Origin of the sequence: Ottowia thiooxydans (assembly GCF_040548795.1) — a bacterium.
Taxonomy (GTDB): Bacteria; Pseudomonadota; Gammaproteobacteria; order Burkholderiales; family Burkholderiaceae_C; genus Ottowia; species Ottowia thiooxydans_A.
The window spans coordinates 244465-264052 of sequence record NZ_JBEPSH010000009.1 but is presented as its reverse complement, the minus strand read 5'-3'; the positions used below and the strand labels follow the sequence as shown (position 1 = coordinate 264052).

At 58.0% G+C, this 19588-nt stretch carries 17 protein-coding genes and 1 tRNA gene; 9 read left to right on the top strand and 9 right to left on the bottom strand.

The window, feature by feature from the left end; all coding sequences use genetic code 11:
• Positions 1–450: Ig domain-containing protein (locus ABIE13_RS22445; protein WP_354447593.1), on the top strand; the 450-nt coding region annotated here is incomplete at its 5' end.
• A 130-nt stretch (positions 451–580) separates the two neighbouring features.
• On the opposite strand, the gene ABIE13_RS22440 is transcribed toward ABIE13_RS22445, so the two are convergent.
• Complete coding sequence (locus ABIE13_RS22440; protein WP_354447591.1) at positions 581–772, bottom strand: hypothetical protein; 192 nt, start codon at positions 770–772, stop codon at positions 581–583.
• A gap of 27 nt (positions 773–799) precedes the next feature.
• On the opposite strand from ABIE13_RS22440, the gene ABIE13_RS22435 reads away from it, so the two are divergent.
• Positions 800–1198 (top strand): hypothetical protein, encoded by a 399-nt coding sequence (locus tag ABIE13_RS22435; RefSeq protein WP_354447613.1) that lies wholly within the window; start codon positions 800–802, stop codon positions 1196–1198.
• 63 nt (positions 1199–1261) lie between these two features.
• On the opposite strand, the gene ABIE13_RS22430 is transcribed toward ABIE13_RS22435, so the two are convergent.
• From ABIE13_RS22430 to ABIE13_RS22420, 3 genes are all read right to left on the bottom strand, one after another.
• Positions 1262–3700: an IPTL-CTERM sorting domain-containing protein gene (locus ABIE13_RS22430; RefSeq protein WP_354447589.1), complete on the bottom strand. Its 2439-nt coding sequence runs from the start codon at positions 3698–3700 to the stop codon at positions 1262–1264.
• Between the two features lie 716 nt (positions 3701–4416).
• Positions 4417–4492: transfer RNA gene (locus ABIE13_RS22425), tRNA-His, on the bottom strand.
• Between the two features lie 140 nt (positions 4493–4632).
• Positions 4633–5337 carry a Bax inhibitor-1/YccA family protein gene (locus ABIE13_RS22420; RefSeq protein WP_354447587.1) on the bottom strand — a complete coding sequence of 235 codons (705 nt, stop codon included), beginning with the start codon at positions 5335–5337 and terminating at the stop codon, positions 4633–4635.
• A gap of 234 nt (positions 5338–5571) precedes the next feature.
• Here ABIE13_RS22420 and ABIE13_RS22415 point away from each other — a divergent pair, with 234 nt between their 5' ends.
• Positions 5572–5979 (top strand): GlcG/HbpS family heme-binding protein, encoded by a 408-nt coding sequence (locus ABIE13_RS22415; protein ID WP_354447585.1) that lies wholly within the window; start codon positions 5572–5574, stop codon positions 5977–5979.
• 47 nt (positions 5980–6026) lie between these two features.
• Here ABIE13_RS22415 and ppsR read toward each other — a convergent pair whose 3' ends face one another.
• Positions 6027–6848 (bottom strand): posphoenolpyruvate synthetase regulatory kinase/phosphorylase PpsR, encoded by an 822-nt coding sequence (gene ppsR, locus ABIE13_RS22410; RefSeq protein ID WP_354447583.1) that lies wholly within the window; start codon positions 6846–6848, stop codon positions 6027–6029.
• Between the two features lie 185 nt (positions 6849–7033).
• On the opposite strand from ppsR, the gene ppsA reads away from it, so the two are divergent.
• The 3 genes from ppsA (at position 7034) to ABIE13_RS22395 (ending at position 11835) form a co-directional block, all read left to right on the top strand.
• Positions 7034–9436: a phosphoenolpyruvate synthase gene (gene ppsA / locus ABIE13_RS22405; RefSeq protein ID WP_354447581.1), complete on the top strand. Its 2403-nt coding sequence runs from the start codon at positions 7034–7036 to the stop codon at positions 9434–9436.
• Positions 9437–9545: 109 nt separating this feature from the next.
• Positions 9546–9779 carry a DUF4212 domain-containing protein gene (locus ABIE13_RS22400; protein WP_354447579.1) on the top strand — a complete coding sequence of 78 codons (234 nt, stop codon included), beginning with the start codon at positions 9546–9548 and terminating at the stop codon, positions 9777–9779.
• Entirely contained in the window at positions 9766–11835 is a 2070-nt protein-coding gene (locus tag ABIE13_RS22395; protein WP_354447577.1) for a VC_2705 family sodium/solute symporter, read from the top strand. Before ABIE13_RS22400 ends, ABIE13_RS22395 begins: the two co-directional genes overlap by 14 nt.
• A gap of 46 nt (positions 11836–11881) precedes the next feature.
• Here the strand turns inward: ABIE13_RS22395 and ABIE13_RS22390 are convergent, their stop codons facing one another.
• Positions 11882–12706, bottom strand: a complete 825-nt coding sequence (locus ABIE13_RS22390; protein ID WP_354447575.1) for a MetQ/NlpA family ABC transporter substrate-binding protein — start codon at positions 12704–12706, stop codon at positions 11882–11884.
• Positions 12707–12964: 258 nt separating this feature from the next.
• Between ABIE13_RS22390 and ABIE13_RS22385 the strand changes: the two genes are divergently transcribed.
• The 3 genes from ABIE13_RS22385 to ABIE13_RS22375 are packed head-to-tail and all read left to right on the top strand — an operon-like array spanning position 12965 to position 15404.
• The gene (locus ABIE13_RS22385; RefSeq protein ID WP_354447573.1) at positions 12965–13867 is read left to right on the top strand and encodes a methionine ABC transporter ATP-binding protein; all 903 of its coding nucleotides are present in this window, start codon (positions 12965–12967) and stop codon (positions 13865–13867) included.
• Positions 13860–14522 carry a methionine ABC transporter permease gene (locus ABIE13_RS22380; protein WP_354447571.1) on the top strand — a complete coding sequence of 221 codons (663 nt, stop codon included), beginning with the start codon at positions 13860–13862 and terminating at the stop codon, positions 14520–14522. The genes ABIE13_RS22385 and ABIE13_RS22380 overlap by 8 nt, the downstream gene beginning before the upstream one ends.
• A gap of 57 nt (positions 14523–14579) precedes the next feature.
• Entirely contained in the window at positions 14580–15404 is an 825-nt protein-coding gene (locus ABIE13_RS22375; RefSeq protein ID WP_354447569.1) for a MetQ/NlpA family ABC transporter substrate-binding protein, read from the top strand.
• Positions 15405–15498: 94 nt separating this feature from the next.
• On the opposite strand, the gene ABIE13_RS22370 is transcribed toward ABIE13_RS22375, so the two are convergent.
• From ABIE13_RS22370 to ABIE13_RS22360, 3 genes are all read right to left on the bottom strand, one after another.
• The gene (locus tag ABIE13_RS22370) at positions 15499–17541 is read right to left on the bottom strand and encodes an OPT family oligopeptide transporter (RefSeq protein WP_354447611.1); all 2043 of its coding nucleotides are present in this window, start codon (positions 17539–17541) and stop codon (positions 15499–15501) included.
• A gap of 362 nt (positions 17542–17903) precedes the next feature.
• The gene (locus ABIE13_RS22365) at positions 17904–18182 is read right to left on the bottom strand and encodes a hypothetical protein (protein WP_354447567.1); all 279 of its coding nucleotides are present in this window, start codon (positions 18180–18182) and stop codon (positions 17904–17906) included.
• 831 nt (positions 18183–19013) lie between these two features.
• Positions 19014–19586 carry a DNA-3-methyladenine glycosylase gene (locus ABIE13_RS22360; RefSeq protein ID WP_354447564.1) on the bottom strand — a complete coding sequence of 191 codons (573 nt, stop codon included), beginning with the start codon at positions 19584–19586 and terminating at the stop codon, positions 19014–19016.
• Positions 19587–19588 lie beyond the last annotated feature (2 nt).

The following is a 19588-nucleotide window of genomic DNA, read 5'->3' as shown; positions in this document are numbered from 1 at the left end:
AACTTCACTGTGACCGCTGACAATGGGGCGGCGGGATCCACCGGTTCACGGGCCTACTCTTTCGTAGTGGATCCTCCCCCTGCACTGGCCATTACTCCTTTAACTCTGCCCAACGCCACACAGGGCACGGCTTATACCCAAACCCTCACCGCCAGTGGCGCCCCAGGACCCTACAGCTTCGCTTTGACCGCGGGTAGCTTTCCCCTGGGGATGTCCTTCAACAGCGCTGGTGTGCTCAGCGGCACTCCTACCGTCCCTGGCACCTTCAACTTCACTGTGACCGCTGACAATGGGGCGGTGGGATCCACCGGTTCACGGGCCTACACCCTGGTTGTGGGTCCTGCAAGTGTTGCCGCGGTCGCTGTGCCTGCCATGTCCGATCTGGGGTTGTTGCTCACAGGTGTGGTTCTGGCGGGCCTAGCTGCACTGCGTATGCGTCGGCGCATTTGAGCGCCATCCTGATGCAGCACCGTAAAAGTCAGACTTGGATAAATGCATCACCAACCGCGTTGGGACACGATACCCACCGTCGCTTTCGGGTAGGAACACAGCCAAGGGCTTCAGAAGAAACTTTGCCGTATTACCACTTCAACTTCTTAACCGGTGTCTCATTGATCTGTCTGACCTTGGCATCCTGCAACTGCTGCTCCAGCCGCGCCATCTGCTCCATCTGCTCCATCAGCGCCGCCAGCCGCTGCTGAGCCTTCTTCGCTTCATCCGGTGTAGTGGCGTTCGCTACATCCGCCACCGCAGCATTGATGGACTGTTGCAATGCCCCTTAGCAGCCTGAATGCTGTGAATGATGTCCATGGCGGTGGACGGCATTACTGAGAGTGTGGTGCCGATGCCCTCATGGTGGTCGGCGGTGGTGTGGGTGATGTGCATGGCGGCATCCTTTCTTCTTGTTGTTATGTGCCGTGCGGGCGCACTCCTGGAGCGCCTGCAGGGGACCGGGATTCAAGAGGGTATGTGGGAGAACCCAATCAAGGACCGATACGCCCATCGGGGCGGATCGGTTGACCTTGCTGCCTCTTTCCTCTTCTCTCACTCCCTGATTTCACCTACGTGTCGACCTGGATGGGGTTTCCTCTATCAGGCTGTGGTCATCGATGTCTGGAGCCGCCGTGGGGTGGGCTGGGCCATGGGTGAGCGCATGACTGCCGACCTGATGCTGGCGGCCCTTGAACATGGCGCTTGAATATTGAAGCCAAAGCAGCCTCAAGCGCCCATTTTTTGGGCGCTTTTAGCTATTGTTTTAGGATCAATCCATGACCCCGCGCCGCTGCAAGGTTCCCGCCCCCAGCGTCGCCGCCATCAAGCTCAGCAGCACCAGCGCCCACTGGCCCAGTGTGGGCACCGGGGTCACCATTAGAGGCACCACCACGTTTGGTGCACCCACCGCCACCGGGTCAGTAATCACGCCGTCTACGGGGTTGCTGTCTCCAGCGCCACCGTCCGTCACCTGGTAAGTCACGGTGTTGCCGCTCATGGTGGCGGGAAACTCGGCCCAAGTGGTGCCGTTGAACTTGAACAACTTGGCGTTCGCAGCTAGTGGTTGGTCAAAGGTCAAAGTCAGCGTCAGCGTGGCACCTGTGCCGCATACGGTGGTGGTGAAGCCAAACGCACCTTGGTCAAAGCTGTACCCCGCAGGCAACGTGCCGCCCAATGCCACTGCGGTAGGGAACTGGCTGCTTGCGTAGCCACAGGTCGCGCTGCCGCCGGTGAAGCTGGCGGTGATGGGGCTGGTGCCGGGCGGTGTGCCTGTCACGCTGCGCACGGGGGGTGACGCAGTGCCCACCGTGATGACTTGGGTGACCTGCGGGGCTGCGGTGTAGTCCGCATTGCCCGGGTTGTTGGCAGCCACCGTGCAAACGCCTGCGGCCAGGGGCGTGACGGAAGAGCCGCTGACCGTGCAGATGGCAGGCGTGAGGCTGCTGAAGGTAGTCAAACTGTCAAGCACTGGTGCACTACTGGTGGCACTCACCGTGCCTGCAGGACCACCCACAGTGAGCGTCGGGGCGGCGCCAAAGGTCAGCACCTGGTTGCTCGCCGAGGAGGTGTAGCTGAACAACGCTGCGCCCGTGCCACTGCCGATGGCCGTGGTCACCACCACATCACAAACCGCAGCCGCATGGGCGGGCGTGGTACCGGTGAGAGTGGTGTCGTTCACCACCACGAGGTTGATCAGTGCGGCACCACACGCCGTGGCCGATGTGGCTCCGGTGAAGCTGGTGCCGGTGACAGTGACCGCTGTGCCGCCCAGCGTGGGGCCGGTGGGGGGGCTAATGGCTGTGACGGTTGGTGTTGTCGCCATCTCCACGGCTCCGATGTCGCAATTGGCCCCCTGCGGGCGGGCCACGCGGCGCTGGTCTTCAGTAACGGTGGTGCCCGATGCGTTACAAGCCACTGAATCGATGGCCGGGCTACCGGCGTGCAGCCGCCGCGTCCACGTGGGGCCGCCGTTGTCTTGCAGTGTGCCGAGCAGGGGGTCTGTGTTCAGGTTGTTTGCCCCAGCCCCCGTCCAGCCGCCTTGCACGATGCTCCACTGAACAGTGGATGGAAAGTTGGTGGAACTGTCGAAAATCTGTTGGCCGGGCCCCCACAGAATGCTGGCCGTGATGGTCGGGCTGCCGGTGGTGCTGGCGATCGAACTACCGTCGAGGCCTGCCAAGTTAGAGCTGAAGGTGGCGTGGCTGATGGTGGGGCTGATGGTTGAGCCGTTGTAAATCGCGCCGCCGTAGGTTTCTGCCAAATTGCCATTGAAGGTGGCGTGGCTGATATCAGGGCTGCTGGTTCCTAGGAAGCCAGAGTTGTAGATCGCACCGCCCACACGTGCCAAATTGCCATTGAAGGTGGCGTGGCTGATGGTGGGGCTGCTGGTGCCTTCGAAGGCAGAGTTGTAGATCGCGCCGCCGTCGAAGCGTGCCGAATTGCCGATGAAGTTGGCGTGGCGGATGCCGGGGCTGCAGACCGAGCCAGCTCCCCGGCCATTGCAAAGTAGAGCGCCGCCTTGGTCGTGAGGAAAGTTGCCAGCATCCGCCTGCCCGCCCGTGATGCTGAACCCCTCAATCAGGGTATAGCTGGTGTCAGCGGCATCAGCTGTGTAGGGGCCGCCTGCGCCGGTGCTGCCCGTGCCGCCCACAGTCAGCACGTGGAAGCTGTTCTTGCCCTGAATGTCGCTTGCCAATGCCGTGATGCCGCCGTTGGCACTGGCGCCCGCGTCGTTGTTGTCGATATCGCCCGACAGTACAGTGTTGCGGGTGTTGAGCACACGCTCACTGGGCACGCTGGTATTGCCCGTGTAGCCGCCCTTCAGTTGCAAGGGCCGGCTAATGGCAAAGCTGATGCTGCGCTCTGCATCGGTCACCGCTGCAGGAGCGGCAGGCACCGCAGGTTTGTAAACCCCTTGTTTGACACGAACCTCAAAACACTGCCCTGCCGTGGTGTTGCCATGGGCCAGAGCCAGCGCACCTTGCAGTGAGTTGGCATTGGCCCAACTGGTTCCATTCCCCGTGCCGACGGCGGCGGGGGCTGCATACAACACTGTGTTAGTGGTGCACGCTGCCGCTTGCGCAGCGCCCGCACTGAGTGTGGCGGCCAGCGCCAGCAAAGCTTTGGCGCACACACCGCCAGGGCTGCGCCGTCGGATGGGCAAGGCGGGCGACACATGCAGGTGGGCCGGGGTGTGGTGAACGGTCATGGTGTGTCCCCTTTAAACCACTTGAATATTGGGTCAAAACGGCATCAAGCGCATGGTGGATGGCCGCTTGTAGCTATTTTTTAGGAGTTACCAATCGCCCAGCGGTGGTGGTGATGGTGGTCGCGTGGTGGTGCGCAGAGGCGGGCGCCCAACGGAACCGGCGTGTAGGACATGCATGTGCTGCTCCTCGTTGCTTTTTATTTTTTGGCGAATTGCGTTTACCGGTTGGGCGCAAGAGGCCAAAACCATTGCCATACGGGTTTTATTTGGAATCTTTGGCGAAATATCATGCTAACACCATGCTAACACCATGGAAACACCGTGGGAATTGGCGATTTACAAAATCGCTGAAGTCGGCTAGTGGGTGTGGTGCTGCGCCAAAAGATTGGTTGCGGGGGTGACGTCCTAGCGTCATGGCGCATAACAGTGCTCCCGCAGGGCGCCTAATTAAGCGCGGCAAACGACACAGTGCCGCGAGTGCCAGAGTTACCGCGACTAACCTACAGGGCGCCCTGCTCAGCTTCTGTCGCTGGTCGTCAACGATACAGGCGCAGGAGCTGGCCGTGTGGGCCCGAAAGCGGATTGGCACCTACTGGTGTGACAGGGAGCGCAGAGAGGGGCTTATTGGGGCTTGGCCGGAGTAGCCGGTTTCCCCACCGTGGGAAAATAAAGCAAAACGCGCTAGGCTTTTCAGAGCACTAGCGCGTTTAAATACTTGGGGTGGCTGATGGGGCTCGAACCCACGACAACCAGAATCACAATCTGGGACTCTACCAACTGAGCTACAGCCACCGCGAACTTCGAATTATAGCCAATAGAAACGGGCTTTCTTCTGGTCTTGCCCTTTAATTTTTTCAGATCCGTTGAAACCTGCCGAATCCAAAGCAAAAGGGCCCCATTTCGGGGCCCTTGAGTTGCAGGCGTTGGGCCTATCAGTCGTTGCTGCCGCTGGTCAGGCCCAGGATGGCGAGCAAGCCTTGGAACACGTTGAAGATATCCAGGTACAAGGCCAGCGTGGCGCTGATGTAGTTGGTCTCACCGCCGTCGATGATGCGCTTCAGGTCATACAGCATGTACAGGCTGAACACACCGATCACCAGCGTGCTGATGACCAGCATGCCGATGCTGGAGCCGACAAACACGTTCACGATGGCGCCGACCATGACCACCAGGGCGCCCACGAAGAGCCATTTGCCCATGCCAGAGAGGTCGCGCTTGATGACGCTGGCCAAGCTGGCCATGACGAAAAACACGCCTGCCGTGCCACCCATGGCGGTCATGACCAGTTCAGATCCGTTCTTGAAACCCAGCACCATCGCGACCATGCGCGACAGCATCAAGCCCATGAAGAAGGTGAAGGCCAGCAGAACCGGCACGCCAGCGGCAGAGTTCTTTGTCTTCTCGATGGCATACATGAAGCCGAACGCTCCAGCCAGGAAGACGACAAGACCCAAGCCGCCGCTCAGGCTGGCGGTGATACCGGTGGCCACACCCATCCAGGCACCCAAGATGGTGGGGATGAGGCTCAGAGCCAGCAGGAAGTACGTGTTGCGCAACACTTTATTGCGCTGCTCGGGCGTAGCAATACCACCGCGTGCGGCGTCTGCATAGCCAAAAGTTTGAATGCGGTCGCTCATAAGTCAGTTCTCCTCTTGGTGGCGATAAAGATACGCCGCTGGGGCGGCTCGACGTTCATTGTACGTATGAGTAGCTTTGATTCTAAAAATTCCCTTAGAAATCAAAAAGATGCGCGCTTCGCTATTAAATGGCTTCTCACCATGCAAAAATTTCCTTGAAAACCACTCGCCAACCCCCTGGGGCTATGGTGAAATTTCCAGTCGGGTCTGTAGACGTTAAGTGGAGGCTGAATTATGAAAACCAACTACGCCCTGGAATTTTCTGATGTCAAGGCTATTGCGGAAGCTGCCGTCGCGGAAGCTCTGAAAAACCAATGGGCCGTTGCGGTAGCCATCGTGGATGACGGCGGGCACTTGTTACATTTCCAGCGCATGGACGGCACCCCTACCATTTGCGCGCACATTGCGCCTGCCAAGGCGCAATCGGCGGCGTTGGGGCGGCGCGAAAGCAAGGTCTATGAAGACATGATCAATGGGGGCCGCTATTGCTTTCTTTCGGTCCCTTTGCTGGAAGGCATGATGGAAGGAGGTGTTCCCATCATGAAAGACGGTCAATGCCTGGGCGCCGTGGGGGTGAGCGGAATGAAATCCAGCGAAGACGCCCAGGTTGCACGTGCGGGGATCGCCGCACTGGTCTTGTAGGCGATTGAGCATCAAGCCCCAGAATCTCTTTGCTCCGTCGCCTCCAATCAGTAGCTCAAACGCTCTGGACGCAATTCCTGCAAGATCGTGGTGGCTATTTCCTCAATTGACTTGGTTGTGGTTGAAAGCCAACGGATTCCTGACCGGCGCATCATGCTTTCAGCTTCGGCTACCTCCATACGGCAGTTGGCCAGGCTTGCATATTGAGAGTTTGGGCGGCGTTCGGAGCGGATCTCCGACAGGCGCTCGGGAGAAATAGTCAGGCCAAACAGCTTCTTGCGGTGTGTTGAGAGGGCCGGGGGCAACTGGCGGCGCTCAAAATCCTCGGGAATCAGCGGGTAATTCGCCGCTTTCAGGCCGTGTTGCATCGCCAAATAGAGGCTGGTGGGGGTTTTTCCGCTGCGGCTCACACCAATCAGAATCACATCGGCGCCTGCCAGATCACGGTTGCTTTGTCCGTCGTCATGGGCGAGGCTGTAGTTGATGGCCTCGATTCGGTCATGGTAGGCCTGGCTTTTGCTGATGTCAGAGAACCTTCCCACACGGTGATGGCTCTTGATACCCAGCTCAAGTTCCAAGGGCTGAACGAAGGTGCCAAACATGTCCATCAGCATGCCTTTGCATCCTGCGCGGATAATGCCCAATACTTCCATGTCCACTAAGGTCGTGAAAACCAGAGGTCTTTTGCCCTCTATTTCCCCAACGTGGTTGATCTGGCGCACTGCCTGGTGAGCCTTGTCTGCGGAATCGACAAAAGGAATGCGAACCCGATGCGGCACGAAGTCGAACTGAGCCAAAATGGCGTTGCCGAAGGTTTCGGCGGTGATGCCTGTGCCGTCAGACACGAAAAAGACAGTGCGCTCTGGCATAGAGTTAGGCTCCTGAAGTCGGGCTTAAAAACATAGAATCCCATCATTATGCGAATTCAACCCACCCGCTTGGAAAGTGGCTCAAAAGCACAACTCCAATGCCCGTCTATGCGAGTGGGTAGCGCGCGTCCTCGTTCCGCCTTTGAACGACGCGCACCAACGGTTTTAACTTCTGGAGCTTTCTCATGTCTGCACTATTCGATCCGACCGCCCTGGTCGTACCATTTGAAAAATTGAGAATGACCGACGTAGAGTCGGTCGGTGGAAAAAACGCCAGCCTTGGCGAGATGATCTCCCAACTGCCGACCGAAGGCCCAGAGGGCGTTCGCGTTCCAACCGGCTTTGCGACCACCGCGCACGCGTTTCGCCAGTTTCTGGCCCACGACGGACTCGAAACCCGCATTCAAGCCAGGCTGAACGCGCTGGATACTGAAGACGTCCGTGAACTGGCCGTCGCGGGTGCAGAAATTCGCGGCTGGGTAGAAGCGCAGCCCTTCCCGGCTGATCTGGAACAGGCCATTCGCGAAGCCTTCGCAACGCTCAGCGGCAGCAATGCCCAAGCCAGCTTTGCAGTGCGTTCTTCCGCCACTGCAGAAGATTTGCCAGATGCTTCCTTTGCGGGGCAGCAGGAAACTTTCCTGAATGTCACCGGCATCGACGACGTTCTGCACAAGATGAAAGAGGTCTTTGCCAGCCTCTATAACGACCGCGCAATCAGCTACCGCGTGCACAAGGGGTTCGCCCATGCTGGCGTCGCTCTGTCAGCTGGCGTGCAGCGCATGGTCCGCAGCGACCTGGGCGCTGCTGGTGTCATGTTCACGATCGATACGGAAAGCGGTTTCGAGGACGTGGTGTTCATCACCAGCAGCCATGGACTGGGCGAGACCGTGGTGCAAGGCGCTGTGAACCCCGATGAGTTCTATGTCCACAAGCCAACTCTCAAGGCAGGCAAGAAGGCCGTGATCCGTCGCAATCTGGGTTCTAAACTCATCCAGATGGTGTTTTCCACCGCCGAGGAAAAAGCGGCCAGCGGCAAGCTGGTCAAAACCATTGACGTTCCCACCGAGTTGCGCAACCGTTACTCCCTCACCGACGAAGATGTTCTGCAGTTGGCCCGCTACGCGCTGGTGATCGAAAAACACTACGGCCGTCCGATGGATATCGAGTGGGGCAAAGATGGCACGGACGGTGGCATCTACATCCTGCAAGCTCGCCCAGAAACGGTCAAGAGCCAGCAAAAGGGCAAGACAGAGCAGCGCTACAAGCTCAAGGGCACCGGTACTGTGCTGGCCGAAGGCCGGGCCATTGGCCAGAAAATCGGCACCGGCCCGGTCAAGATGGTGCACAACATCTCGCAGATGGATCAAGTGCAGCCTGGCGACGTCCTCGTCACCGACATGACCGACCCGAACTGGGAACCGGTGATGAAGCGCGCCAGCGCTATCGTGACCAACCGCGGTGGACGTACCTGCCACGCTGCCATCATTGCCAGAGAGTTGGGCATTCCTGCCATCGTAGGCTGCGGTGACGCCACCGAAAGGCTCAAGACGGGCACGTTGGTGACGGTGAGCTGCGCTGAAGGTGATACAGGCCACGTCTACGACGGCCTGCTCGAAACCGAGGTGACAGAGGTCAAGCGTGGCGCCATGCCGCCCATCTCCACCAAGATCATGATGAACGTGGGCAACCCCCAGCTGGCTTTTGATTTCGCCCAGCTTCCTAATGAGGGCGTGGGCCTGGCTCGGCTAGAGTTCATCATCAACAACAACATCGGCGTTCACCCCAAGGCCATCCTGGACTATCCACAAGTGGATGGCGACCTGAAGAAGGCGGTGGAGTCGGTGGCGCGAGGCCATGCATCGCCGCGTGCGTTCTATGTCGACAAGGTCGCTGAAGGCGTGGCCACCATTGCCGCCGCTTTCTGGCCCAAGCCTGTGATCGTGCGGCTTTCAGACTTCAAGAGCAACGAATACCGCAAGCTGATTGGTGGCAGCCGTTATGAGCCGGAGGAAGAAAACCCGATGCTCGGTTTCCGCGGCGCAGCGCGCTACATCAGCGACGATTTCCGCGAAGCCTTCGCCATGGAATGTGAAGCTCTCAAGCGCGTGCGTGAAGAAATGGGTCTGACCAATGTGCAGGTGATGGTGCCATTCGTACGCACCTTGGGCCAGGCTGAGCGCGTGACCCAGCTTCTGGCCGACCACGGCTTGAAGAGTGGCGTCAATGATCTGAAGGTTGTGATGATGTGCGAGGTGCCAAGCAACGCCATCCTGGCTGAGCGCTTCCTAGAGTACTTCGATGGCTTCTCGATCGGCTCCAACGATCTGACGCAACTGACGCTGGGTCTGGATCGGGATTCCGGCATGGAGCTGCTGGCCGCTGACTTTGACGAACGAGATCCTGCCGTCAAAGCCTTGCTTCAGCGTGCCATCAGTGCTTGCCTTGCCGCCGGGAAGTATGTGGGTATCTGTGGGCAGGGCCCCAGCGACCACCCAGACTTTGCCCATTGGCTTGCCAAGGAAGGCATTTCTTCGATTTCGCTCAATCCTGACAGCGTCATCGATACCTGGACATTGCTCGCGGGCTGACAACCTGCCCACAGCCTGATTCGCTTCAGAGATGCGGCACCACCATCACGCAAAGCGGGAGAAGGAGCCTGGGGAGCCCGCCCCATGGCCTCAACCCCGCTTTGATCGCGTGACTGTGGTGCTGCTTCTGGTGTGGATAGCAGCTTCCTTTGGCGTCAGCTGGTTTGCCAGAGATCTACGGCAGGTCGTCATCGGCTGGCCGGTGAATTTCTGGTTTGTGGCGCAGGGCGCCGTGCTGACGTTCCTGGGCATCGTGGTGGCCTATGCCACTATCCGAAACCGGCAGGAGTGCTCCGATACGCGCGACGGGGCGCAAACAGACACGACCAATGAAAGCGCCTGACAACGCACGGCGCTATGAGTCGCGCCTGCATCGGGCCTTGTTTTTGTTCGTGGTGGGTTTTTTGGCCTTTCTGGGCCTGATGGCGTGGGCAGAAAGTGCCGGCCTTTCCCGTGCCTGGATAGGCCCCATTTTTCTGTTTGCCACTGTCATGCTCTATGCGGGTATTGGCATATGGGGCCGCACGACGGACCCTGAAGAGTTTTACGTGGCGGGCCGGCGCATACCGCCCATGTACAACGGCATGGCCACAGCGGCAGACTGGATGAGTGCCGCATCGTTCATCAGCCTTTCCGGCGCGTTGTACTTGCAGGGCTTTTCCGGTACGGCGGCACAACCCGGCGGCCTGGCCTACGTGCTTGGATGGACCGGAGGATTCTGCCTGGTTGCGCTGCTGATTGCGCCGCGTTTACGCGCCATGAAGCTCTACACGGTGCCAGACTTTTTTGCCGTGAGGTTTGGGGGCTATTGGCCGCGCCTTTTGGCTGCCGCTGGCGCAGTAGGCTGCTCCTTCATGTATGTGGTGGCCCAAATCTACGGCATTGGTCTGATCGCTTCGCGTTTGACCGGGGTTCAATTTGAAATTGGCATCCTGCTGGGATTGGGCGGTGTGCTGCTGTGTTCTTTCCTGGGCGGCATGCGCGCCATCACGTGGACGCAGGTCGCGCAGTATGTTGTTTTGTTGCTGGCATTCCTGATCCCCGTTTCCTGGCTGGCGTTCAAGCAGTTGGGAACTCCCCTGGCGGTCATGGCCTATGGTGCGCAGTTGCCCAAGATTGAACTGCTCGAACAGGCCTTGATTGACTCGCCGGAAGAGCAGGCTGTAAGAGCTATCTACCAGGAGCGTGCGCGCGACTATGCCGAGCGATTGCGGGACCCCGCTGCAGCCTTGGCGCGGGATCGCTCCCAGCTTGAGGAGCGCATTCGCATGCTCAAGGCCCAGGGGGTGGATTTTTCTCTCATCATGCAGGCACGGCGCGAACTGGCCGCTCTACCGCGCAATGAGGCCAGTGCCATAGAGCGCTGGACGCGTGCCATGAACGAGTCCCTGGAACGCAGCAAGCCGCTAGGAGGGCTGCCGCGGCACGGACAGGCTTTCTCAGGCGATCCGGATGGGTCGGAGGCTGAACAGAAGGAGTTCCAGGCGTCCAGGCTGAACTTCATGGCGCTGATGTTCTGCCTCATGGTGGGGACTGCCAGCCTTCCTCACCTTCTGACGCGGTTCTATACAACCTCAGGGGTGGCAGAAACGCGTAATTCAGTCGCTTGGTCCGTTGGATTCATTGCCTTGCTCTACTTGGCCACTCCTGCGCTTGCAGTGCTGGTGAAGTACGAAGTGATGCAGAGCCTGGTGGGTAGCAGCTTCGATGCATTGCCCAACTGGATTGCACAGTGGGGCAGGGTGGACCCTGGCCTGGTTTCCGTAGCGGACGTCAATGGTGACCGCATTTTGCAGTTCGGTGAGATTCGTCTGGGTGCAGACATGATCATGCTGGCAACACCTGAACTGGGTGGCTTGCCTTATGTGGTTTCCGGCCTGGTGGCGGCCGGAGGCTTGGCTGCAGCGCTCTCTACCGCTGACGGGCTCTTGCTCACCATCAGCAATGCGCTGGTGCATGACACGGCTCCTACCGGTCCCGATGGCATGGTGCGGGTTTCAGAAAACCACGTCATCTTCTCCAAGTTTGCGCTGCTGGCCACCGCCATGCTGGCTGCATTCGTGGCCGTCCTGAAGCCCGCGGAAATCATCTCGCTCGTCACAGCTTCGTTCTCTCTCGCAGCATCCACCTTTTTCCCCGGTTTGGTCATGGGGATCTTCTGGCCACGCGCAACTCGCCGTGGTGTCGTAGCCGGCATGCTGGCGGGCGTGGGCGTCACGGTGAGCTACATGCTCCTGGCCAACCCCACGCTGCGCGCCTGGTGGGGTGCATCGCCTGGCGGGCTGTGGGGTGGCGTCTTACCTATGTCGGCAGGTGTCTTTGGGGTGCCAGTGGGTTTCGCTGTGATCGCCTTGGTATCGCTCCTGCCCGTGCGCGAAGCCAAGGCAGGTTCAACCTGAGCGGTGCGAGGCCTCTGTGCCTCGGCCTGCGCACCGCAAATGTCGATCAGAACGCGGGGACGAGTGAACCGTTGAACTTGGTTTCAATGAAGGATTTGACCTCCGGCGATTGATAGGCCTGTACGAGGCGCTTGGCCCAGGGTTTGTCCTTGTCTGCACGCCGAACAGCAATCAGATTCGCATAAGGGCTCTTGGGAGATTCTTTGAGAACAGCATCTTTTTCGAGAGACAAGCCGGCTTTCTCAGCGTAGTCGTTGTTGATGGACGCAATCGTCAGGTCATCCAGAGAACGCGGGAGCTGCGCGGCATCCAGCGCAATCAGTTTGAGCTTTTTGGGATTGGACACCACGTCCAGCGGCGTTGCCGTGTTGTTTTTGACTGCGTCAGGTTTGAGGGTGATCAGCTTGGCTTCCTGAAGCAACAGCAAAGAGCGGTTGCCGTTAGATGGATCATTTTGAATGCCCACGGTAGCGCCATCGGGCAGGGCTTCCAGGTTCTTGATCTTGCGTGAGTAAAACCCCAGAGGCGCAGTCACCGTCAGCCCCACGGGCACGAGATCAAAGCCCCGCGCCTTGTTTTGGTTGTCCAGAAAAGGTTGATGCTGAAAAGCGTTCGCGTCCAGGTCTCCGGCTGCCAAAGCGGCGTTGGGCAGTTGGTAGTCGTTGAAGACGATGACTTCTATCGGCAAGCCATCGCGGGCTGCGACTTTCTTGACGACTTCAAAAATCTGCTCTCCGTTGCCTACGGAGACGCCTACTTTCAGCGGCTTCCTCTCCTGCGCATGAAGCGGGACGTGTGCAGTGAGGAAAGCAGTGGTGGCTAAAGACAAGGCGACGGCCAAAGCGGAGCGACGGCTAGGTGTGTTGGGCATAGTGAGCAGCTTCTAAGAATATGAAAAGAGCTGCAGTTTGTTGGCGCCTTCCAGGTTTGCAAACGAAGGAAACTGTGCAACCTTATGTGCGTTTCAAGGAAGTAAAACAGACTTTTAAGACAAAAAAGTAATAAGGTGCGAACTATTAATTCGTTCCCTTATTGAGCTGTAGTTCCCATACTCGCGTCATTCAACGATTTTTGAACCTTGGGTGGATGCGCATTTTTTGAGTGCGGCCGCTCCGGGCTGACGTTCTAAATGACCACAGTTTTGCCCATTCGATCTCCTGCGCCGGACGCTGTCCCGGCTGCCCCGCCCGTCATTCGGCTCGAATCCGTACGCAAGTCGTTCTCACTCCCCAGTGGAGAGAGTTTCCATGCAGTGCGTTCGCTCTCTTTGGATATCCACGCCGGCGACATTTTTGGATTGATTGGCAAAAGTGGTGCCGGAAAGTCCACTCTGCTGCGGCTGATCAACCTGCTCGAACGCCCTGACGCCGGTCATGTGATTGTGGATGGCCGTGATCTGACCAAGCTTTCTCGCAGTGAACTGCGGGACACGCGCCAAAACCTGGGAATGATCTTCCAGCAGTTCAACCTGATTCAGAACGCAACGGTGGCCGACAACGTTGCATTCCCACTCAAGATCCACGGCCGTCACACGCGCGCGGAAATCAAGGAGCGTGTTCTTGAATGCCTGAAACTGGTGGGGCTGGAGTCCAAGAGTGACAGCTATCCCGCGCAGCTGTCTGGTGGACAGAAACAGCGCGTGGCGATTGCCCGTGCGCTTGCGCCCCGTCCCAAGGTGCTGCTATGCGATGAGCCCACTTCTGCGCTCGACAGCGAAACCACGCATGAGCTTCTGGCAACGCTGCGTGACATCAACCAGAAACTGGGCGTGACCATCGTGATCGTCACGCATGAACTACAGGTAGTGGAGTTGCTCTGCCAGAAAGTCGCGATTCTGGAACAAGGTGAACTGGTCGAGCAGTTCGCGGTAGATGGGCCGACCGGCCCGCGCTTGACGGTGCTGGGCCGCGAGATCGACGCACTGGTGCGCCGCCGCGCACGTGAAGCACAAGAAGCTCTGCTCTCCGATCCAGAGTCTGTGGGTAGCGCAGCCTCACATCGCGTCCACGTCCAGGGAGTGGCCTATGCCTGAGAACATTGTTGCCATCTTGCCCGAGTTGGGCGTCGCTATTGGTCAAACATTTTTGATGCTGGCCATCGGCCTGAGCGCTGCCTTGCTGATAGGTGGTCCGCTGGGCATTTTGCTGTTCCTGTTAAGCCCGGGGCAGTCGCTGCAAAACAAGCCAGTGCACCTGGTGCTCAACTGGATTGTGAACACCGTAAGGTCGTTTCCCTTCATCATCTTGTTGGTGGCCCTGGTGCCCTTTACAAGGGTCATCGCGGGCACATCCATTGGTCCATTGGCTGCGGCGGTGCCACTGTCAGTCGCCGCGATCCCCTACCTGGCACGCCTGGTTGATCAGTGTTTGCGTGAAGTGCCACGTGGCGTGATTGAAGCTGCTCACGCGATGGGAGCCACAGAGCTGCAGATCATCTGGAGAGTGCTGATTGTGGAAGCGCGCTCTGGTCTGGTGTTGGCATTCACCGTTCTGGCCGTGAGTTTTCTGTCCTATTCAGCCATTGCCGGTGTGGTGGGCGGGGGCGGTATAGGCGACCTGGCCATCCGTTATGGCTACTACCGCTTTCAGACAGACGTGATGGTGATGACCGTCGCTCTGCTGGTGGTGCTGGTTCAAATCATTCAATTCGCTGGTACCACGAGCGCACGCCGCCTGGACAAGCGTTGAGCATTTCTCTTATCCCCAATTTTTAGCTTCATCTTCCAACTTTAATTTAACGTCATCATGAAACACACGCCTCTACGTCGCTCCGTTCTTGCCCTCGCTTTCGCAGCTGTCGCACTGGGTGGCCTGCCGCTCCAAGCCGGTGCGCAAAACGCCAAGAAAGAACTCACTATCGGTGGCACCGCCGGCTCCAACATCGACCAGCTCAAGCAAGGTATCGTCCCGATTCTTGAGAAGAAGGGCTACAAAGTGAAGCTGGTCGAATTCAATGACTATGTGCAGCCCAATCTTGCGCTTGCACAAGGTTCACTGGATGCCAACTTTTTCCAGCATCTGGTCTACCTGAAAAAATTTGCCGCTGACCAGAAGCTGGACATTGTTGAGCTGGTGCAAGGCCCTATCGCCCCGCTGGGCGTTTATTCCAGCAAGCGCAAGACCTTGACGGAAGCCAAAGATGGAGACCGCGTCACGCTGCCCAACGATCCAAGCAACTTGGCACGTGCACTTGTTCTGCTGGAGCAAGCCAAGTTGGTCACGCTGAAAAGCGGCATTGACCCATTGCGCGCGTCTGAGAAAGACATAGACCAAAACCCCCGCAAGCTGAAGTTCATTCCGCTGGAAGCTGCGCAACTTCCACGCTCGTTGGGCGACACGGAATACGCCATCATCAACGGCAACTTCGCAATCTCTTCCGGCCTGAAACTGACTGAAGCGGTTTCACTGGAAAAAACGCCTGACCACTACCTTAACGTGGTGGCCGTCAAGCGTGCCGATAAAGACGCGGCCTGGGCAAAAGACCTGAGCGAAGCCTACCGTTCCAAAGAGTTTCAGGCTGTAGTGGACAGCAAGTTCAAGGGCTACGCGAAACCTTCATTCTTGCAATAAGCCAAGAGCTGGTTCGCAAAGTGTTCCAAAAAAAAGAGAAATCGCACTGGCGATTTCTCTTTTTTTATGGGGTCATGCCTGATGGGTTGCACGCTCAGGCGCGTACCGCCCGTTTGTAGAAGAACACCGCGATCCCGACGAACCCCAGCAGGCCCAGCCACATCGCTGGAGCGAAGCCTTCTCCCACGAGCGCCAGTGGCGCGTCTTTGCCGCTAAAGCCTATCAGCGCCGCAATCACCAGACCCATCAGACTCTCACCTACGATCAAGCCTGACGCCAGAAGCAATCCGCGTTCTTCAGCTGCAGCGGCCCAGGCTGCTCCGGCATGCTTGGCACGTGCTTCAATGGCGCGCTTGATGAGATAGCCAAGCACAGCGCCTGCGGTGAGCGTAAGCCCAATGGTGGGGGGCAAATAAATACCCAACCCCACTGCAAGTGGCGGCAATGCTCCTTTGCCAGAGCGGCGCAGCATGACGTCCGCCACGATCACCACCAGGCCAATCGCAATGCCTAAACCAAGCATGCTCCAGTCCAATGAACCACTGAAGATGCCCGTGGCAATCTGGTTCATCAAGGTCGCTTGCGGCGCGGCCAGCGCTTGAGTCGGATCCATGCCCTCGCGCGGCATCGAACCTGCAAAGCCGTATGCGTTGTAGAGCAGATTGAGCACCGGAGGAATCACAGCACCTCCGACCAGGCAGCCAATAATCAGCACGATCTGCTGGCGCCGAGGTGTAGCGCCTACGATGTATCCGGTTTTCAGATCCTGAAGGTTGTCATTGGAAATGGCAGCCATGGCCAGAATGACCGCCACCATGAACAGCACCAGCCCGACGCCGAGTTTGCCTGACACGCTGGCTTCAAACGCAGGCACCAGCGAATGCAAACCCAGCAAGGAAAGCCCCATAAGAATGGTCGCGATGATGCCAATGCCTGAGATGGGACTGGCGGATGAACCCACCAACCCGGCCATGTAGCCACAAGCAGCCGCCACCAGAAAGCCAAACACTGCTGCAAAGAGCACGCACAGACCTGCGAGGCTGTAGAGGGCCACGCTGCTCAGCTCAGGCATGTAATCTTCTATGAAGCTGCTGACAACTCCAAAGAGCACCGCCAGCGCCGCCAGCCCGATGACCAGCATCCAACTGCGTGGCATATCTTGATCGGTTTCATCACGAGGCGCACCATTGGTCGGCTCCGCCCGTGCGGGCTGACTGCGAATGGCTCGGATGATGGGGCGCGCCAACGTAGCCACTGTCCATAGGGCAGAAATGCCAATCACCCCAGCACCGAGAAAACGAGCCTTGCCAGCCCACAATTGATTGGCTAGATCGGTCACGGCTTGTCCGGCCAACGGCGTAGCCTCTGAGGTCAGCCAAGGCACCACCACACCCCAGCACAACACCAGGCCCAACAGTACGGAAATCCCTGCTGCCATGCCCATCAGGTAACCAGCGGCCAACAGGGCTGGCGAAAAGCCTGCCGCCACACGGAAAACGACGTTGCCCACGGGAATCCATGTGCTGAAGGATTCGCCCAATACGCGCAGGCCGCTGCTCATGAAACCGAACAAGGCTGCCAGGCCTGCACTCCAACCGAGGTCGTGAAGACTGGAGTTCTGGGAGCCCGCTTTGCCGTCCGTTCCGCTCTTTTGGCGCTGCTGGTCTCCCACTCGCAGGACCTCGGCTGCAGCGACCCCCTCGGGGTAGGGCAGGTTGGATTGCACCACCATGACTCTGCGAAGGGGTACGGTATAGAGCACGCCCAAGGTACCGCCCGCAGCGCAGATCAGTGAGGTTTTCCAGAACGGAAAGCCAGACCAGAGCCCCAACATCATCATGGCCGGCAGAGCGAAGATCACGGAGGAAAGAGTCCCTGATGCAGAAGCTTGTGTCTGCACCAGATTGTTTTCAAGGATGTTCGAATCCTTGAAGCGGTACAGAAGCGCCATCGAAATCACCGCCGCCGGAATGGCTGAAGCAAAGGTCAAACCAACCTTCAACCCCAGATACACATTGGCCGCAGTAAAAGCCAATGTAATAAGCGCACCCAGAAGAACGCCGCGCACTGTAAATTCACGCGAGAAATGGTCTTTAGTCATGGTTGAGTATTTAACGACGCTGGTCCTGGCGCAGATTCTTTACGCCTAGCAGTCACCTCTCCCTCAGGCGACCGGCGGATTGTGCACCGTTCTCAAGCAAGAATTCATCGCTTGTAGAACAAAAATACTCTTTTTTTGCTGGAGCCCTGTAAATTCGACCGAATTGCATACCCCATCGATCTTTCACAGGCTCTGGATCAGTCTAAATCAGGGTTTACCAGATATACCGACTTATAGTCGGGCTATCACCCTGCGACTACCGAGCTCCTGCGCGGCACGCAGCGTCCCTACATCTCAAACGCTATTACTCATCAGGCACTCGGCAAGCCCAAGGGCGAAGGGCGAAGGGCTCACCTTCCGAATGCGGATGACATATGAAGCCTAGACAATCTGATAAATCAGGCTTCAATGATCAACTTGCCGGTGCCGATGAATTCGTTGAACTCCACCAAAGGAATAGCAGCGTTCATAGGCTGGCCATCTTCTTGCCAGCTCATCACCATACTTTGTTCGGCGCGTTCCAATTCAATGGCGTAGTCAGGCTCAATGGCGATGAGAGGTCCGTCGCCGGCACGAAATTCCAACCGAGTGCGTACACGCGCCCTGGCACGTTCTCCGGGAATCATTCCGTCTTGATCAGCGGTGTAATCAATTGGAGAAATGTTGGCAGCGTTCATAAAAGCCTCCGGTCGAGAGATAGGTATAAGAATAGATAACGATTATTGAGGGCATGTGACCACTGCGGTGTCGGACGAGGGCGCTTTAATCTGCAAGCAGCATGCCTCATTGACTCGGGGTGGAATGCAAAGAAAGAAGCGATGATCTGCCGAAGCAAATCATCGCTATAAAAACCGCAGCCCTAGGAGGAAGGGAGGAGAAGAAAAAAGCTGCGGCTAGAGACTTGATAGAAACCGGGCGTAGCCAGGGATGGCCAGGAATGGTTCAAGAGCAACGCACGAATTCCACATCCGTGGTCGTCAAGCACGCGTCGATATCAGGAGCAGTTACTGGAAATGCTTCCACCACTGGTAATCGCAGGAAGCATGCGTTGGCACTGCTCCAGGTTGGCGAACCGGAAATTGAACGGATTCCCTCCGGCATCTGCAGCAACTGCACGCGTTGGCAACCTCGCCTCAGCCGAGCTTGAGGAGCAGCGAAGCGTGTCTGAACCGTGAGAATTATTTCGCTGCAGATTCTTCAGGTGCGTTGCACAGGTTGCTGAATCACGCGCGTCATATTCAGCCACAACCTTCCCATCCGTCGAAGCGTATTGAAAGAAGCGCCCCTCCTGGCTTGTTGGGGTGGATGTGGCCGCACAACCGGACATAAGAAAAATCGCACCCACGCAAGCCGTGGTGGCGAGAGCGGTGTGAATCATTGAAGTCATTGGTTGGGCCTTAAGGAAGCTGCTGTCTAGATGCAGCCATTTTGGGCATACCTGAGTCGCGCTCACGTCGGCATCAGGCTTTGGTCTTTGTCAGACACGGACCACAAAGGGCCGCGCAGAGTCAGAAGCGTTTGCTCAGAAACCGTGATCCTTGCAACCCAAACCGCCAAGGCAGGTCCACCGCTTTGGTAATGCCAATGCGTGGGCCACTCAGTACTTGCGCCGCGGGCGTGTCTTGCGGGGCAGCCAGAACCTCAAATGGAGGTTCATCCAGGCGAAGGCCATAGTGGGCCAGCGTAATGCCTAGCGCTTGCCCCAAGCGGCCAGGACCTGCGCAGAGCAGGCGTTCATCTTGCAGGCCACGCCTTTCACGCATGCGGTCTAAACCCTGCGTGGGCTCCAGTGCTCTGATCAATACCCCAGCGCCGTGATGCTCTTCGCGACAGACAAAATTCAAACACCAATGAATGCCATAGCTTCGATAAACATAGGCGCGGCCCGGCGGGCCAAACATGGCCTTGTTTCGAGGGGTAGGCCCAGGGTACGTGTGAGAAGCCGGCTCGGAGCGATCGTAGGCTTCGGTTTCCACAATGATCCCGCCCACACCGTCGACCAGCAAAGTGGCGCCAATGAGCGCTTGCGCAAGGACTGGCGCATCCTGCTCAAAGTCTTGGGTACGTAGGGGGTGGGCCAATG

What these genes read in the sequence shown, in the direction of transcription:
- ABIE13_RS22435 (WP_354447613.1), top strand. Translation starts at nt 800, where the DNA reads ATGATGTCCATGGCGGTGGACGGCATTACTGAGAGTGTGGTGCCGATG.
- ABIE13_RS22430 (WP_354447589.1), bottom strand. Translation starts at nt 3,700, where the DNA reads ATGACCGTTCACCACACCCCGGCCCACCTGCATGTGTCGCCCGCCTTG.
- ABIE13_RS22420 (WP_354447587.1), bottom strand. Translation starts at nt 5,337, where the DNA reads ATGAGCGACCGCATTCAAACTTTTGGCTATGCAGACGCCGCACGCGGT.
- ABIE13_RS22415 (WP_354447585.1), top strand. Translation starts at nt 5,572, where the DNA reads ATGAAAACCAACTACGCCCTGGAATTTTCTGATGTCAAGGCTATTGCG.
- ppsR (WP_354447583.1), bottom strand. Translation starts at nt 6,848, where the DNA reads ATGCCAGAGCGCACTGTCTTTTTCGTGTCTGACGGCACAGGCATCACC.
- ppsA (WP_354447581.1), top strand. Translation starts at nt 7,034, where the DNA reads ATGTCTGCACTATTCGATCCGACCGCCCTGGTCGTACCATTTGAAAAA.
- ABIE13_RS22395 (WP_354447577.1), top strand. Translation starts at nt 9,766, where the DNA reads ATGAAAGCGCCTGACAACGCACGGCGCTATGAGTCGCGCCTGCATCGG.
- ABIE13_RS22390 (WP_354447575.1), bottom strand. Translation starts at nt 12,706, where the DNA reads ATGCCCAACACACCTAGCCGTCGCTCCGCTTTGGCCGTCGCCTTGTCT.
- ABIE13_RS22385 (WP_354447573.1), top strand. Translation starts at nt 12,965, where the DNA reads ATGACCACAGTTTTGCCCATTCGATCTCCTGCGCCGGACGCTGTCCCG.
- ABIE13_RS22380 (WP_354447571.1), top strand. Translation starts at nt 13,860, where the DNA reads ATGCCTGAGAACATTGTTGCCATCTTGCCCGAGTTGGGCGTCGCTATT.
- ABIE13_RS22375 (WP_354447569.1), top strand. Translation starts at nt 14,580, where the DNA reads ATGAAACACACGCCTCTACGTCGCTCCGTTCTTGCCCTCGCTTTCGCA.
- ABIE13_RS22365 (WP_354447567.1), bottom strand. Translation starts at nt 18,182, where the DNA reads ATGAACGCTGCCAACATTTCTCCAATTGATTACACCGCTGATCAAGAC.